Genomic DNA, 14,236 nt, shown 5'->3' with positions numbered 1-14,236 from the left:
TTATGTCTGAACCCATTAAAATGCCCGCACTGGGCGAATCCGTTGAAGAGGGCACCGTCACCACGTGGCTGAAAGAAGTTGGCGACGAAGTCGAGATCGACGAGCCCATCCTCGAAGTGTCAACTGACAAGGTTGACACCGAAGTTCCCTCCCCCGCTTCCGGCGTACTCGAATCGATCGAGGTTGGCGAAGATGAGACCGTTGAAGTCGGTGCGATTCTTGGTTACATCGGAGACGGCTCGAATGCCGGTGGATCTGGCGACTCACTGGCAGATCAGGAAGCAGAGCCCGAGGCCGAACCCGCAGCTCAGCCCGAAGCGTCCGAGCAGGAGAGCACGCCTGCAAGTCGCGGCGGTAGCGGCGTCGAAGTGAAGATGCCCGCGCTTGGTGAATCGGTAGATGAAGGTACCGTGACCACCTGGCTGAAGGAAGTCGGCGACGAGGTTGAGGAAGATGAACCAATTCTTGAAGTGTCAACTGACAAGGTTGATACCGAGGTTCCCGCCCCCGCTGCTGGCGTGATTTCCGAAATTAAGGTCGGCGAGGATGAGACCGTTGCCGTTGGCACCGTTCTCGCCATCATCGGCGGCGAAGCACCGGCGAGCGAACCGGCAGAAGAGCCAAAGGCTGAAGAACCCGCGGCTCCTGCGCCACAGGCTGAAGAGCCGAAGGCTGAGCCTGCGCCAGCTAAACCCGCTCAGGAGCAGGCAGCTCCCGAAGCACCGAAGTCAGCAGCTCCGGAGGGCGGCAAGTCTGCTTACGTGACCCCGATTATTCGTAAGCTTGCAAAGGATCTTGGTGTTGACCTTGATTCAGTTGAGGGCTCGGGCGTCGGTGGGCGAATCCGCCGCCAAGATGTTGAGGCCGCAGCTGAGGCTGCAAAGCAGGCGCAGGCCGCACCTGCTCAGCCGGCAGCGCAGGCTCCAGCAGCTCCTGCTTCGCAGGGTACGGCGAAGGCGCAGATTGCCGAGAAGGCGAAGGAAGTTGCTTCGCTGCGCGGTACCCGTCAGAAGATGACGGGTGTTCGCCGTGCGATCGCCAAGCACATGGTGGAATCGCTCGAGACATCGGCTCAGCTGACCACGTTTATGGAGGTGGATGTCACCCGGATTTGGAACTTGCGTGCGAAGGCGAAGGCAGGATTTGCTGCACGCGAAGGCGTAAACCTCACGTTCTTGCCGTTCTTCGTCCAGGCCGCAACCGAGGCGCTCAAGGCCCACCCGATCATCAATTCCTCCGTTGAAGACAACGAGATCGTCTACCACGATGTTGAAAACATCGGCATCGCGGTAGATACCGATCGCGGCCTGTTCGTTCCGGTGATTAAGAATGCTGGCGATCTGAACATCGCGGGTATTTCGAAGGCAATCGTTGATCTGGCGGCACGTACGCGTGACGGCAAGATCAAGCCCGATGAGCTTGGTGGTTCGACGTTCACGATCACGAACACCGGTTCTGCCGGTGCGATCGCTGATACGCCGATCATTAACCAGCCAAACGTGGCCATTCTTGGCACGGGCATGATCTACAAGGCACCGGGTGTGATCAAGGATCAGGACGGCAACGATGTGATTGCTATTCGCAACAAGTGCATCCTGTCGATCTCGTACGATCACCGGATCGTCGACGGCGCAGATGCCTCGCGTTACTTGCGCGATGTGAAGATCCGCCTCGAAGAGGGTGACTTCCCAGACGTGCTCTAGAAGAACAGAGCTCTAACGTAAGCGCTGCAGCGGCCCCTAGATTTCCATCTAGGGGCCGCTGCAGCGCTTACGGCACAGGGCACGGCAGAATATCGAGCAAAAGTCCGTCACGCATGTGCCATCGGCGGCAAATCGGGGTAGCCGAATTGTTGCTCTCACTGGTCGAGACGTGCGCTCCAACCTGTACCGACCGTACTTCAAGCACGGGCCCGTGGCGGTCGATCAGCTCGGCACTATGAACCTGAGTAACAATCGTGTCCACACTCGCACCCTCCGTCTCGAGCCACGTCCACAGTTCCTCATCGGCTCGCCGCGCGGGTGAATCCGGAACTGTCAAAGCTGCAAGTTCTTCCCACGTCCCGCTCGTCATCGCCGCATTGCGCGAATCCACGCGCGTTTGAGCGTAGGCGAGCCAATCCGTCGTCGTTTGGGCAAGCCCGAAACCGGCACCAATGAGTGTGGCAAACAAGGCACACACAGCTAACCATCGAGAAAGTTCGCGCACGTACATGCCCCTAGCTCACCACACGGCTCGCTCTACCGTGATCTTTATCCACAGCGCTAACTCGGCTAGACACGCTCGAGCGGACTAAGATTGGCATGTTGCACAAGAGAATGGATGACATTGAGTAGTTTTAGCTCGGCGTTTTCGGGATACCGCGAATTGCCTCAGTTGGTGGGCTATCCCTACCTCGTCATTTCCTTCTTCGGGCGCCTGCCAACCGCAATGATCATCATCGGAGTGCTCACACTCATCGTTGCATCGACCGGCTCGGTGGCAGTAGCCGCCTACTGTTCGGCAGGATTCGCAATCGCCAACGGTATCGGCAACGTGTTGATCGGCAGGCTGACAGATCGTTTTGGCCAGCGCACGCCGTTGCTGCTCATCGCGCCGCTCAATGTTTTCTTCATTCTTTTACTTGTCTGGCTGGCACCACGCCAACCAGCTACCGCATCACTTGTGGCCAACGCCGCAGCCGTTGGTATCACCACGTGCCCGATCGGCCCGCTAGCCCGTGTGCGCTGGTATCCCATAGCTTCGCGCAAGCAGCTTCCAGCAGCGATGTCGTGGGAGACTGTTAATGACGAACTGGTTTTCGTGCTCGGCCCCGCAGCCGTTGGCATTATCGCCGCGGCCCTCTCCCCCGCTGCTCCTATGATTCTTGCGGCCATCATTGTTGGCACGTGCGTGATTCCCTTCGCGCTCTCCAAGCACGCACGCGGCCCGTCAATCAACGACGACGGCTCGCCCAGCCCGTCGTTTGGCACGATTCTTCGCCATACTCGTACCCCATTACTTTCCATGGTGTTCATGGGAATGTTCTTTGGCGCGATGCAAACCACCGTCACTGCCTTCGCGGAAAGCAACGGCCTAGAGGGCCTAGGCGGGTTGATTTACGCATTCATGGGATTGGGCGCTGCGATCACGGCTCTGATCGCCGTCGCGTTGCCCGCTCGGTTCACGTTCGTAGCGCGTATTTTTGTTGGTGGGCTCGGGCTGCTCATTGGTGCAGCGGCTTGTTCGCTGGCGACGTCCGGCATCACGCTGGCCGCCCTGGTGTTTTTCGCCGGTATTTTCATTGGCCCAATTGGCGTGTCGATCTTTACACTTGCGGGTAAGTGGGCGCCCAAGGGTGGCGACGGCGTGGCAAACACGGCTATCGTCTCTGCGAACGTGTTGGGCGTTGCTGCTGCCAGTGCACTGATCGGGAACATTCTCGAATCGAATATTGACTTCGGATTCTTTGCCGCCGCGCTGTGCGGGCTGGGAATCGCCGTCGTTGCTGCCACAGCGGGCCGAGCCGATCAGCGGGCATTCGCCGCGCGCTAGGCGCATTCTTTGAGCTAGTAACCTTCATCTACTAAACTCGAGCGTGGATGAACTAGACGAGGAAGTGCGATGGCCAGGGACAAGAAGAACAAGCCCAAGAAAAAGCGGTGGTATAGCTATCTCGGCGATGCCTATCGGGTGTCTAAGGAAACGTATTCGTGGGCGCCGTGGGCGATTCTTTGTGCCTTCCTACTTGGTATCGCGATTGGTGTTATCGGTGGCGCCACCACGAAACAGTGGATCATTTGGGTTCTTATTGGCCTGATGATGGGTATCACGCTAGCGTTAATCGTGCTTGTTCAGCTGGTCAAACGTGCCTCGTTTGCGCAGATCGATGGGATGCCCGGCGCCGTGGGTGCGGTGCTGTCGAATATTAAGCGCGGCTGGGTGATCGAACAGGAGCCGGTACGTTTTAATGCACGCACACAGGATATGGTGTATCGGGCAATTGGGCGCCCGGGGATCGTGCTGATCACCGAAGGTCCCACCGGGCGGGTGAACCGGCTTCTTAACGACGAGCGGAAGGCGATTAAGCGTGTTGCGCCGTCGGCACCGATCCAGGTTGTGAAGGCTGGAAACGACGACGATCAGATTCCGCTGATGAAGCTCGAAAAACACATTAAACGCTTGCCGAAGGTTATGAGCCATGACGAGGTCGCGGCGGTTTCGGCTCGCATGAAAGCGATTCCAACAAACGCCCTGCCGATCCCGAAGGGTATCGATCCGTTCAACGCCCGCCCTGATCGCAGGGCTATGCGCGGGCGCTAACGGACTCGCCGGGGCTCAAGCAAGGTCGACATGGTGTCCGTTCTCTTGTAACTGAGCGATGTAGTCGTCTGGCAGTCTGGAGTCCGCAACAATCACATCGAATTCTTTGAGGTCTCCGACCTTGAACAGTGCTGATCGCTCTAGCTTGGAAGCGTCAATCGCGAGAATACTAAAGCGTGATGATGCGAGCATGGCACGCTTGACGCGGGAGATGGACTGCGAGGGGTGGTAGTGGTGATGGAGATCCACGGCCGTCGCTGACATCACGCACACGTCCGCACGCACAGATGCAATCGTTGATTCCGTGATCAAACCGGAATAGGCATCAGCCCAGGTTTCGTACGTGCCGCCAGTGAGAATGAGCTCGGTATCCCGTTGAGCGCGGACCTCTTTGGCGATGAACTCCGCATTCGTAATGACGGTTATCGGCTGCATATTTTCTAAATGCGTAAGAAGTGACAAATTGGTTGTCGAATCGTCGAGGCAAACTGATAACCCAGGCCGCAGATATTGGACGACGCCGGCAGCGAGCGTATCTTTGACCTCCTCGTTGCTTGAAATTCGGATGGCGGCGGCGGACTCTACGAGTGAAGAGTCCGCCGCTCGTATCATTCCCCTGCGCCGTGTGACTAAGCTTGCAGCTTCCAGTTCGGCCACGTCCCGATAAATCGTCATCGATGAGACGTCCAGCTCTCGTGCAAGCTCCTCAACTGTGTTTTCACCGTATTTAACGAGGGTTGCCACAATTTGTTGACGTCTATCCGCAGGGGAAACCACTGTGCCTCCTAAGGTCGCGGAAGAACAGCTTGAGCTATTTCTTCCTTCACATCTTCTATCCCACCTGCAAGGATTCTATCGATAGCAAAAAACAGTGGTACCTGTTCCTCGGTGATTTCGAGTTGCTTCACCAGCTCCTTTGCGTAACGTGCAGCAGGAACACCTTCAACAGTTTGTTCCATTCGCTCCATTTCTGCAAGCGCATCATCTGGCGCTTCACCTCGTCCAAGGCGCAACCCGTACACCTTATTGCGGCCAGATAGCCCGGTTACTTCAAGGTCGCCAACGCCCGCGAGTCCGAAGGCAGTTTCGGGTTTGGCACCCATTGCCTGCCCGAGCACGGACATTTCTTTAACCGCTTGGGTAAACGTTGCAGCCTTGAGGTTGTGGTGCGGATTTCCTGATGCTTCTTCCAAACCGTCAGCAATACCTAGCGATATTGCGTATACGTTTTTCATTGGTGCACAGATTTCGACACCCGCTTCATCGTCGGTTACTTCAATTCGGTAGTGCTCGGTTGAGGCCTGCTGGGCGTACTTTTGCGCCACGGAAAGATCTCGACACCCGAAAATGGTGGCCGTTGGCTCGCCATTTGCGCATTCGTTTGCCTTAACAGGACCAGCCACCGCGACGATGTGCGGCAATGACTTACCTGCGTTGCTAGCAATCCTGCGCAGCGTGGTGGGCAAAAGTTCGATCGTACCTTCGGAATCAGGATTGAACCCCTTCGAAGTTAACCACACAGACTCTGCCGCAGACATACCATTGAGCGCCATTTCGGTTATCTTGGGTACGCCCACGGATGCGACCGCGAGAATCACCACGTGTGCACCTTCGAGTGCCTTTTCAAGATCAGCGCTACGATACGTGGTCACCTGCGGGGAGATGATCGCACCTGTGCGCGGATGTGGCTCGCCAGCATCGATCGCGTCAATAAGGTGGTCGTCGAGCCATGTGCCCCATAAGTGCACATCCCAGCCCGCTTTGACGAGCGGATTACAAATCGCGGACCCCATAGCTCCGGCTCCGAGTACGGTTACTTTCGTCATCTTAAGATCACACTTCTTCCTTGGGTGATTGTGGACGGGTCGAGGGATAACGTGAACTGAGCTCGTGTAGTTCCCCGAATATCTCTTTGAGCTGCGGATAGAGTTTGCACTGTATCGCGGCAACCTCTCGGTACTGTTCGTGAAGTTCCATATTGGGCTCGATGGTTTCACCCAGTTGTGCCATCTCGTTTGCTGCGGTGGCGACGTCGTTGGATCCGAAGGCACCTGTGTGTGCCATAGCCAAGACTGCGGCACCCAAGGCGGAGACCTCGTCTTGTAGCGCGATGGTTATCGGAAGACCAGTTGCATCTGCCATAATTTGGCGCCATAGCGGTGAACGGGTTCCACCACCCATTCCACGTAGCCCTTGGAGTTTTACACCAGTTCCAGCTTCGAGTGAGTCGAGGTTGTGCCTCATTTCAAAACCGATGGATTCTAGAATCGAACGGTACATGTGAGCTCGGGAGTGAGTCCCGCGCCACCCAACGACTGCGCCGCGCGCCAAAGCATCCCAGTGTGGGGATTGAACAGCGTTCCAATACGGCAGTGTGATTAGACCCTCTGAACCGGGCGGAATCTGCGCAGCATCGTGTTCAAGGGCTGGATCTGGTTCGCCTAAAAGCTTCGGATCACCGAGTGATTCACGGAACCATCCGGCTAGGTAAGATCCTGAAGATTGTAAAACCTCGTACACATAGTTTCCGGGAATTCCGGAAACGTGGGTTCGGAAAACGGGGTCGAATTTGTAATGTGGTGATTCGACTCCGGCATTGACTGCTGTGCCGAGGTTCAAGTAACCGATTTCAGGGGTGACGGCTGCGGCACCAATACCTGCAGCTTGCCCATCGCCCAAGCCTGCAACGATCGGAATTCCCCTCTTGAGGCCCCATTCGTCGGCAAGTTCGTCTTTGAGTGGTGCGATCTCTTCGGTGGGTGGTACAAGATCTGCCATCTGTTCTCTACGCACGCCTGCGATCTCGAGAAGCTCATCTGCGTAATCGCGTTCGGTAATGTTGAGTAAGCCGAGCGAATCTGCAGCTGCTTCGGAGGATGCCCAACGACCGGTGAGATTGTATGTAATATACGCAAGAACATCGACGATCTTGTGTGCCTTTTCAAATGATTCGGGCTCGTTTTCTTTCACCCAAGCCATCTTGTAGATACCCGGCGTGACGCCTGCGGGTTTGCCAGAAAGTTCGTGCACATGGGCGTTTCCATATTTTGAGATTTGGTCAGCAGCGCGGGAATCCAGCCAGAGAATTCCATTGCGGATCGATTTACCGTTTTCATCAAAGGGTGCAAAGGTCTCTCGCTGGTGCGTTAGTCCAAAGGCAGCAATTCGTTTACGTTCTTGGGAGCTAAGTTTGGAGATGACCTCCGAAATCGTGTCTCGAGATGTTTCCCACCACGCTTCAGGCGTGTGCTCATAAAAGTCCATCGCCGGGGTATGGAGTTGAATGTTGCGTTTTGCAATGTGGCCGATATTGCCAGAAGTGTCAACGACAATTGCCTTCGTTGACGTCGTAGATGAGTCCAGCGCGATGACGAGCGGACCGTCGTGATTTAAAGTGGTCATTTTCCTCATTCCTCATTGAATTGGACACCCAAGGCGGGTATTAACAAATGTAACAGGAATATTGAGGATTTACACTCAAATATAGTTAATTATGTGCTTTGGTCTTAACCATCATCAGGATCGAACTCGATATGCATCCAGGATTTGAGCTGGTAACCCTCGTCTAGCGAGCCGTCGAACACGACGACGCCCGTGTTGACCAGTGGCACGAAGTCCGCTTTGTCCACCATCACTCCTCCACGCATGCCAACCCAATACGAGATCACCGCACCGTGCGCAAAAACCACCGCGCAACTGGCACCTTCTTGCTCGGCTGCGCGTACGGCGTCGTCGAAACGCTCAAGCACGCTCGCTCCGGTCACTTCGGTGCCGGGCATCGGGACGTCCATCTCGCCGCGCGCCCAACCAAAAATTACCTCAGAATAGGCGCGGTAATCCTCTTCCTCCGTACAACCCTCAAAATCGCCGGCCTCGATTTCGCGGAAACCCTCGTGAACGTTGACGTCCAAACCGAGGCGCGTGGCGAGCGGGGTGGCGGTTTGCTGTGTGCGCGTGAGGTTGGAGGCCCAGATGGTTCCCGGCTCATACTCGAGTAGTTGGGCGACGACGTCGTTCGCTTGCGTCCAGCCCTCTTCCGTAAGTACCGCGCCGGGATGCACCGTATCGATGGTGTGGGAGGCGTTTTTGTAAGTTTGCCCGTGGCGGACAAGAACGAGTCGCACAGTTACTCCTTGCTCGGGGATTGATCATCCCAGTCGTCGTTATTCCAGGCTTCTTCCCATTCGCGTTGCTCGCGATCGAAATCGTCTTCTTGGGCAGCCTGCCATTCCTCTTCCTCGATATCAGCTTCCACGTTGCGAACGGCAGCCGCCAGATACGCATTTTTCGCCGCAAGTTCGCTGGTGTAGGGGCCCATTCTTACCGAGGCATCGAAAGGTGGCTCACTGGATTCGGCCACCTCGCCCGTTTTCATGTTGTACCAATACATTTCTTCCTTCTTCTGCAGCCGTGGCCCGCCCTGCTCGACCGCTACTAGACGGCAGGAGCACTCTTGCTAAGCTTATCGCTATGCAAGCAGATCGCGCTCCACTCGGAAATTTACAGCAAGGCACAGTTTCGCCCAGGTTGGCCGTTCCGGATCACATCGAACGCCCGGAATACATGTTTCACGACGGGCCCGAGGTGGTGACCGCTTCCGAGGTGAAGTCTCCGGAAACTATCGAGAAAATTCGCCGAGCGGGAACAATCGCGGCCGATGCGCTCTACCTCGCGGGGGCGGCCATCAAACCTGGAATCACCACTGACGAACTGGACCGGATCGCCCACGACTACATTGTGGCTCAAGGGGCCTACCCCTCGTGCCTTGGTTATATGGGCTTTCCGAAATCTATTTGCACGTCGATTAACGAGGTGATTTGCCACGGGATTCCGGACGACCGGCCGCTCGAAGAGGGCGATATCGTGAACATCGACGTCACGGCCTATATCGACGGCGTGCACGGCGACACCAATGCAATGTTCTACGTGGGCGAAGTCGATGAGGAATCGAAACTCCTGTGTGAACGCACCTATACCGCGATGATGCGCGGCATTAAAGCGGTAAAACCGGGTCGGGAAATCAACGTGATCGGCCGGGTAATTGAAAGCTATGCCAAGCGTTTCAACTATGGCGTGGTTGAGGATTTCACCGGGCACGGAGTGGGCGAAGCATTCCATTCGGGGCTGATCATCCCGCATTTTGATGCGGCGCCACGATATAACGAGCTGATCGAGCCGGGCATGGTGTTCACGATTGAGCCTATGCTTACGCTCGGCGAGATCGATTGGTGGCAGTGGGACGACGATTGGACCGTGCTCACCAAGGATCGCGGCCGCACAGCGCAATTTGAGCATACGATCGTCGTGACCGACGACGGCGCGGAGATCCTTACGCTTCCCTCCAAGGGGCAGACGACGCCGGCAATCCCGCAAAGCTAAAGGTGGCACAGTGAAAAGGCAGGCACAGTGAAAAAGAAATATCGCAAAGTGGCGATCGGAGTGGACGTCGGTGGCTCTGGCATCAAGGGCGCACCGGTTGATCTCAAGACTGGGCAATTCCTTGACGAGCGCTATCGCGTGCCAACCCCGGAAGACGCGGAGCCAAAAGAGATTGCGAAGATCATTCGGAAGATCGTTGACCATTTCGATCTTCCCGAAGAGGTGCCGGTGGGCGTGTCGTTCCCGGCGCCGATTGTGCGCGGGCAGGTGCCGTTCATGGCGAACCTATCCAAAGAGTGGGAGGGCCAGTTCCCGGCGCGCATCATTTCGCGGCAGCTCAAACGCCCGGTAACCGTGATGAACGACGCCGACGCCGCCGGTTATGCCGAAGTGTATTACGGCGCTGCGAATGGGCAAAAGGGCACGATCATTATGCTGACGCTGGGCACGGGGATTGGCTCGGCCCTCGTATCCGATGGCGTACTTGTTCCGAATTCTGAGCTCGGCCACCTGCTGTTGGATAACGGTATGGAAGCCGAGCATTTTGCGGCGTCGTCGGTATTTGAACGCGAGGGACTGAGCTTTGAAGAGTGGGCGCAGCGGCTGCAAAAGGTGTTTAGCCACATCGACATGCTGTTCTCCCCCGATCTATTCATTGTGGGCGGCGGGGTGTCGAAGAAGCACAAGAAATTCTTGCCGTTGATTGATACGAATGCGCCGATCGTGCCAGCAGATCTGCTCAATTCGGCGGGGATCGTGGGCTCGGCGCTGTATGCCAAGCAGATGCTGGCCTAGGCCCCATAAGCCAAACGCGAGGACCTTTACCCATGTGCGAGGGGAAATAACCCTCGTGTTTGACCAAAACTCCTCGCGTCTGGGCGAATCGAAAGGCCCGCCTGGCAAGTGTGCCAAGCGGGCCGGTGCAGTTGGCCTATACGCCGGGTTCTGTGCCGCAAACGCGGTGGCGACCATCCATCTAGGCCCATCGTTACCGGTGGGCTCAAGCAACCAACCCGCGCGCGAGCGGGATCTCTTGGCGCGCTGCTCGGTTTTGCTCCCGGTGGGGTTTACCGTGCCGGCCCAGTCACCTGGCCCGCGGTGAGCTCTTACCTCACCCTTTCACCCTTACCGGCATGTGCCGGCGGTTTGCTTTCTGTGGCACTGGCCTGCGGATCACTCCGAGTGGGCGTTACCCACCACCGTTTCCCTGTGGAGCCCGGACGTTCCTCGTGCTGCCACGCGGCCGCCCGGCCAACTGCAAGATACGATTGTACCTGCACCCGCCCAGCCTCGTGAAAGGATATTTATGCTCATTTTGTTGCCGCCTTCGGCAGGGAAAACGACGCCGGAATCCGGGCCCGAGCTCGACCTCGCCTCGCTTACCGGTTCGGAGCATAGCGGCTTGCGCGAGCAAATTATCGCCGAGTTGCAAGAGGTTTCGGCAAGCGCAGATGCGCTGAAGATTCTTAAGGTGGGCACGTCGATTGAGCCGGAGATCCGCGCACAGATTGATTTTTATGAGCAACCGTGTGCTCCGGCCTTTGAGGTTTATACCGGCGTGCTGTTTGAGGCGGCGCGTTTTGGTGAGCTTGATGAGGCGGCTGCGGCGAGGGCTGATCGGGCGGTACGGATTTTTTCGGGCGTATTTGGGTATACGGGGCCTTCCGATCTGATTCCGAACTACCGGCTGTCGATGAACACGAAACTGCCGAGGCTCGGCAATGTGGGTAGCACTTGGAAGAAGGAGCTGGAGGGCGTTCCCGGCGGAGAGAACGAGCTCGTGGTGGATTGCCGGTCCTCGGAATACCAGGTGTGGATGCCGGCGTCGTCGGCAGATCACGTGACCGTGGGCGCGGCGCGGATCAAGGCCGGAAAACGTTCCGTGGTTTCGCACTCTGCCAAGTACTATCGCGGTCTGCTTGCCGGCGCTCTTGTGCGCGAGCCGAATCCGCCCCGCGACGCCGGAGAACTGCTGGAATTCGCGGAAGTGCTGATCGACTCCGGTGAGGTTACCGGCGTCGAACTCGATCCGAGTGAGGGGCGCAAACCGGCGCGGCTGACACTCGTGGAAGATCTTGGCTAAAGCGCTCCGAGAGCTTGCCGTGCACAGATCCGACAGAACTCAGGCATCGAGGAGTACAACGATGCACTGGTAGTCGTCGGAAATGTGGATCTCTTCGGGATCGGCGTTCTTGATGTAGTTCACCTCGATGGGTGAAAGCTGGACGCCTCCGGACGTTTCACCGTTCCGGTGGAGTGCGATGACGGAAAGGCCGCCGCGCCCGAGAGCACGCTCGTATTCCTTCTTGAGCGTTGGCGCGAGCGGCTCATAAAGCGCGTCGCGCTGGGCACGAATATCGCCGGCTTCGCGCTCGATCTCCTCGATCGCTGCCTCGAGATCCGAGCGTCCGGTTACAATTTTCTCGTTGAGGAGCTTTTGCTCTGCCTCAAGGCCGGCCACTTCTTCTTCCCAGCGTTCGACCTCTTCAAGGTTCTCGAATTCTTCTTCAAAAACGCCGTCCAGCATTTGCTGGTTCGTTTCAATTTCACTTTGCAGGGTCATCAGTTCACGCGAGTCCATGCCTGTGCCAGCGTTGAGCCGTGTCTGCTTTTCCTTAATAGTCTGCGAAATCTCATCGGCCCGTTCGGAGGTTTCCTCCAATGCTTTATTGGCTTTTTCGAGCGCGGTTTTGGCGTTCGTAAGCTCGAAGGCTTTGGCGGCAACCAAATTCATGTATTCGCCCACTTCGGCCCGCAGCGGATGCTGTTCGTTGTCCGCGCGCAGACGGGCAAGCTGGGCGTCAAATTCGGCAACATCGAGCAGTTGCAGTTGATCCTCACGAGGTGCGCGTGCCATTTGGTCCCCCCCCCTAAATTCGTTCGACCCACGGATCGGTAATGACCGTGGAAATATAAGTTTCAAGGCCGAGGTCACCGGCGACGGCGTCGCGCAGCTTTGGCAGTACCGGCCACTCAGACGCAAAATGCGTTGCGCCGATGAGCGCGCAGCCGCCCGCCCACAGGTGGTCGGTTGCCGGGTGGTGGCGCAGGTCTGCCGTGATATAGACGTCTGCACCCGACGCATTTGCGGCGGCGAGGAAAGAATCGCCGGATCCCGGTGAGACGGCAACGGTTTTGACTATTTTGTTGGGGTCTCCCCCGATCGTGATGCCGGCCGGCGTTTCGGGAAGCATAGCCTTCAAACGTTCGGCGACCTCGCGCACCGTCATCGTGAATTCAAGTTCACCGACGCGGCCAAGACCAAGCCTAGGATCGTCGTCGTTCGGCGCGATCGGACGGGTGTTGGTGAGGCCGAGCAATTCAGCAAGTGCCACTGCCGAACCGTTGGCTGCCGAATCGGCGTTGGTGTGAGCTGCGAAGAGCGCTACTCCCCCGCGAATGAGCTTGTGGATCCACGCGCCTTTAGGTGTGTCCGCAGCAACGGTGGACGTGCCGCGTAAATATAACGGATGGTGTGTAATGAGCATCTGTGCACCGCGCTCAAGCGCTTCATCGACCACCGCTTCGCATGGATCAACCGCGAAACCAACCTTGGTAACCTCATCGGCTGGATCACCGGCCACGAGCCCTACCCGGTCCCAATCCTCGGCAAGGGAAGGCGGAAAATGTTCATTCAAAACGCGGACGACGTCGGCAACAGTGCTCATAGGCCAAGCCTACCGGAGCTGTGGGCGCTTGCGCGATTAGGCTTGAGTGTATGAATGGTTTACTGGTGGCGCTTGGTGGTGCGCTCGGTGCAAGCGTGCGCTTCGTGTTGGTTGCGGGATCAAATAATCCGCCGGCTGTTACTTTCCTGATCAATATTGCGGGCGCTTTTCTGTTGGGAATAATTGCGGCGACAACCGCGGGGCGGGTACGGCTGTTCGTTGGCACCGGCGTGCTCGGCGGCTTCACCACCTACAGCGCGTTTGCCGTGGACGCGCTGTCGCTGATGTCGGATTCTATTTTGACCGGGCTCGCCTACGCGGTGTTGACCGTCGTTGTGGGAATCGTAGCCGCCGCCTTTGGCCTGCATTTGGTCAGGACTATTGGTGGTGAGCGATGATGATGGATGTTATTGCTGTTGCAATCGGTGGCGGAATTGGCGCCGCTGCGCGCTATGGCGTTGACCGGGCAACCCCCAAGCCGTGGGGCACGATGGTTGTGAACGTGCTCGGGTCTTTCGCGCTCGGGGTAATTGTGGCGATCTTTCATTCCGGCGGCTCGGCCGAAGAGCCGCTTATCTACCATGCTTTGGGTGCGGGCTTTTGCGGTGGATTCACAACGTTTTCAACTGCCTCGCTCGATGCGATGAAGATTGGACGAACTGATGAGGCTTTGAATGGCGGAACCTACTCGCTTGCGATGCTCGCCGGATGTTTGCTCAGCGCTGCGGTTGGGATGGCGATCGGGACTGTGCTTTCTCGCTAAGGCCCGAACACCTAGCCTAGTTTCTGACTGGTTTGTCCGAAGGCATCAGGATTAGCGTGAATTTCTCCTGCAAAATCCCGGGATTTTCATGCGAGCGTCGATGTGAGGGCCTAATTGTCATAGT

Annotated in this window: 16 protein-coding genes and 1 other RNA gene; 8 read left to right on the top strand and 9 right to left on the bottom strand. The window is 57.2% G+C overall.

What is annotated here, in order from left to right; all coding sequences use genetic code 11:
• Positions 1-2: 2 nt before the first annotated feature.
• Positions 3-1,703: a 2-oxoglutarate dehydrogenase, E2 component, dihydrolipoamide succinyltransferase gene (sucB, locus tag J2S70_RS08390; protein ID WP_307683267.1), complete on the top strand. Its 1,701-nt coding sequence runs from the start codon at positions 3-5 to the stop codon at positions 1,701-1,703.
• 67 nt (positions 1,704-1,770) lie between these two features.
• Here the strand turns inward: sucB and J2S70_RS08385 are convergent, their stop codons facing one another.
• Positions 1,771-2,208, bottom strand: coding sequence for a hypothetical protein (locus tag J2S70_RS08385; protein ID WP_307683266.1), 438 nt, complete (start codon positions 2,206-2,208; stop codon positions 1,771-1,773).
• 120 nt (positions 2,209-2,328) lie between these two features.
• Between J2S70_RS08385 and J2S70_RS08380 the strand changes: the two genes are divergently transcribed.
• Together J2S70_RS08380 and J2S70_RS08375 are read left to right on the top strand one after the other, a co-directional pair.
• Positions 2,329-3,534, top strand: a complete 1,206-nt coding sequence (locus J2S70_RS08380) for an MFS transporter (RefSeq protein WP_307683265.1) — start codon at positions 2,329-2,331, stop codon at positions 3,532-3,534.
• A 69-nt stretch (positions 3,535-3,603) separates the two neighbouring features.
• On the top strand, positions 3,604-4,302 hold the full coding sequence (locus tag J2S70_RS08375; protein ID WP_307683264.1) for a DUF4191 domain-containing protein: 699 nt from the start codon (positions 3,604-3,606) through the stop codon (positions 4,300-4,302).
• 15 nt (positions 4,303-4,317) lie between these two features.
• Here J2S70_RS08375 and J2S70_RS08370 read toward each other — a convergent pair whose 3' ends face one another.
• The 5 genes from J2S70_RS08370 to J2S70_RS08350 form a co-directional block, all read right to left on the bottom strand.
• Positions 4,318-5,079, bottom strand: coding sequence for a DeoR/GlpR family DNA-binding transcription regulator (locus tag J2S70_RS08370; RefSeq protein WP_307683263.1), 762 nt, complete (start codon positions 5,077-5,079; stop codon positions 4,318-4,320).
• An 8-nt stretch (positions 5,080-5,087) separates the two neighbouring features.
• Complete coding sequence (locus J2S70_RS08365) at positions 5,088-6,128, bottom strand: NAD(P)H-dependent glycerol-3-phosphate dehydrogenase (RefSeq protein WP_307683262.1); 1,041 nt, start codon at positions 6,126-6,128, stop codon at positions 5,088-5,090.
• A gap of 7 nt (positions 6,129-6,135) precedes the next feature.
• The gene (locus tag J2S70_RS08360; RefSeq protein ID WP_307683261.1) at positions 6,136-7,704 is read right to left on the bottom strand and encodes a xylulokinase; all 1,569 of its coding nucleotides are present in this window, start codon (positions 7,702-7,704) and stop codon (positions 6,136-6,138) included.
• 104 nt (positions 7,705-7,808) lie between these two features.
• Positions 7,809-8,426 (bottom strand): histidine phosphatase family protein, encoded by a 618-nt coding sequence (locus tag J2S70_RS08355; RefSeq protein ID WP_307683260.1) that lies wholly within the window; start codon positions 8,424-8,426, stop codon positions 7,809-7,811.
• Positions 8,427-8,428: 2 nt separating this feature from the next.
• Positions 8,429-8,692 carry a hypothetical protein gene (locus J2S70_RS08350; RefSeq protein WP_307683259.1) on the bottom strand — a complete coding sequence of 88 codons (264 nt, stop codon included), beginning with the start codon at positions 8,690-8,692 and terminating at the stop codon, positions 8,429-8,431.
• Between the two features lie 80 nt (positions 8,693-8,772).
• On the opposite strand from J2S70_RS08350, the gene map reads away from it, so the two are divergent.
• Together map and ppgK are read left to right on the top strand one after the other, a co-directional pair.
• Positions 8,773-9,681 carry a type I methionyl aminopeptidase gene (gene map / locus J2S70_RS08345; RefSeq protein ID WP_307683258.1) on the top strand — a complete coding sequence of 303 codons (909 nt, stop codon included), beginning with the start codon at positions 8,773-8,775 and terminating at the stop codon, positions 9,679-9,681.
• A gap of 27 nt (positions 9,682-9,708) precedes the next feature.
• Positions 9,709-10,476, top strand: coding sequence for a polyphosphate--glucose phosphotransferase (ppgK, locus tag J2S70_RS08340; protein ID WP_307683257.1), 768 nt, complete (start codon positions 9,709-9,711; stop codon positions 10,474-10,476).
• A gap of 123 nt (positions 10,477-10,599) precedes the next feature.
• Here ppgK and rnpB read toward each other — a convergent pair.
• Positions 10,600-10,940: RNase P RNA component class A (rnpB, locus tag J2S70_RS08335), an RNA gene on the bottom strand.
• 47 nt (positions 10,941-10,987) lie between these two features.
• On the opposite strand from rnpB, the gene J2S70_RS08330 reads away from it, so the two are divergent.
• Complete coding sequence (locus J2S70_RS08330) at positions 10,988-11,764, top strand: YaaA family protein (RefSeq protein ID WP_307683256.1); 777 nt, start codon at positions 10,988-10,990, stop codon at positions 11,762-11,764.
• A gap of 39 nt (positions 11,765-11,803) precedes the next feature.
• On the opposite strand, the gene J2S70_RS08325 is transcribed toward J2S70_RS08330, so the two are convergent.
• Together J2S70_RS08325 and J2S70_RS08320 are read right to left on the bottom strand one after the other, a co-directional pair.
• Positions 11,804-12,538 carry a zinc ribbon domain-containing protein gene (locus J2S70_RS08325; RefSeq protein WP_307683255.1) on the bottom strand — a complete coding sequence of 245 codons (735 nt, stop codon included), beginning with the start codon at positions 12,536-12,538 and terminating at the stop codon, positions 11,804-11,806.
• A 13-nt stretch (positions 12,539-12,551) separates the two neighbouring features.
• Entirely contained in the window at positions 12,552-13,349 is a 798-nt protein-coding gene (locus J2S70_RS08320) for a Nif3-like dinuclear metal center hexameric protein (protein ID WP_307683254.1), read from the bottom strand.
• 50 nt (positions 13,350-13,399) lie between these two features.
• On the opposite strand from J2S70_RS08320, the gene J2S70_RS08315 reads away from it, so the two are divergent.
• Together J2S70_RS08315 and J2S70_RS08310 are read left to right on the top strand one after the other, a co-directional pair.
• A complete protein-coding gene (locus J2S70_RS08315; protein ID WP_307683253.1) occupies positions 13,400-13,747 on the top strand; it encodes a fluoride efflux transporter FluC in 348 nt (115 codons plus the stop codon).
• Entirely contained in the window at positions 13,744-14,112 is a 369-nt protein-coding gene (locus J2S70_RS08310) for a fluoride efflux transporter FluC (protein WP_307683252.1), read from the top strand. Before J2S70_RS08315 ends, J2S70_RS08310 begins: the two co-directional genes overlap by 4 nt.
• Positions 14,113-14,236 lie beyond the last annotated feature (124 nt).

The sequence above is a fragment of the Trueperella bonasi genome (assembly GCF_030811535.1).
In the GTDB taxonomy this organism is placed as follows: domain Bacteria; phylum Actinomycetota; class Actinomycetes; order Actinomycetales; family Actinomycetaceae; genus Trueperella; species Trueperella bonasi.
Note: the sequence above shows the minus strand (reverse complement) of the source record. Positions and strands in the feature narration are given on the sequence as shown.

Bases quoted from the DNA above. Each gene is read 5' to 3' on its own strand.
- sucB (WP_307683267.1), top strand. From the start codon at position 3: ATGTCTGAACCCATTAAAATGCCCGCACTGGGCGAATCCGTTGAAGAG.
- J2S70_RS08375 (WP_307683264.1), top strand. From the start codon at position 3,604: ATGGCCAGGGACAAGAAGAACAAGCCCAAGAAAAAGCGGTGGTATAGC.
- J2S70_RS08365 (WP_307683262.1), bottom strand. From the start codon at position 6,128: ATGACGAAAGTAACCGTACTCGGAGCCGGAGCTATGGGGTCCGCGATT.
- J2S70_RS08360 (WP_307683261.1), bottom strand. From the start codon at position 7,704: ATGACCACTTTAAATCACGACGGTCCGCTCGTCATCGCGCTGGACTCA.
- J2S70_RS08350 (WP_307683259.1), bottom strand. From the start codon at position 8,692: ATGTATTGGTACAACATGAAAACGGGCGAGGTGGCCGAATCCAGTGAG.
- map (WP_307683258.1), top strand. From the start codon at position 8,773: ATGCAAGCAGATCGCGCTCCACTCGGAAATTTACAGCAAGGCACAGTT.
- J2S70_RS08330 (WP_307683256.1), top strand. From the start codon at position 10,988: ATGCTCATTTTGTTGCCGCCTTCGGCAGGGAAAACGACGCCGGAATCC.
- J2S70_RS08325 (WP_307683255.1), bottom strand. From the start codon at position 12,538: ATGGCACGCGCACCTCGTGAGGATCAACTGCAACTGCTCGATGTTGCC.
- J2S70_RS08320 (WP_307683254.1), bottom strand. From the start codon at position 13,349: ATGAGCACTGTTGCCGACGTCGTCCGCGTTTTGAATGAACATTTTCCG.
- J2S70_RS08315 (WP_307683253.1), top strand. From the start codon at position 13,400: ATGAATGGTTTACTGGTGGCGCTTGGTGGTGCGCTCGGTGCAAGCGTG.
- J2S70_RS08310 (WP_307683252.1), top strand. From the start codon at position 13,744: ATGATGATGGATGTTATTGCTGTTGCAATCGGTGGCGGAATTGGCGCC.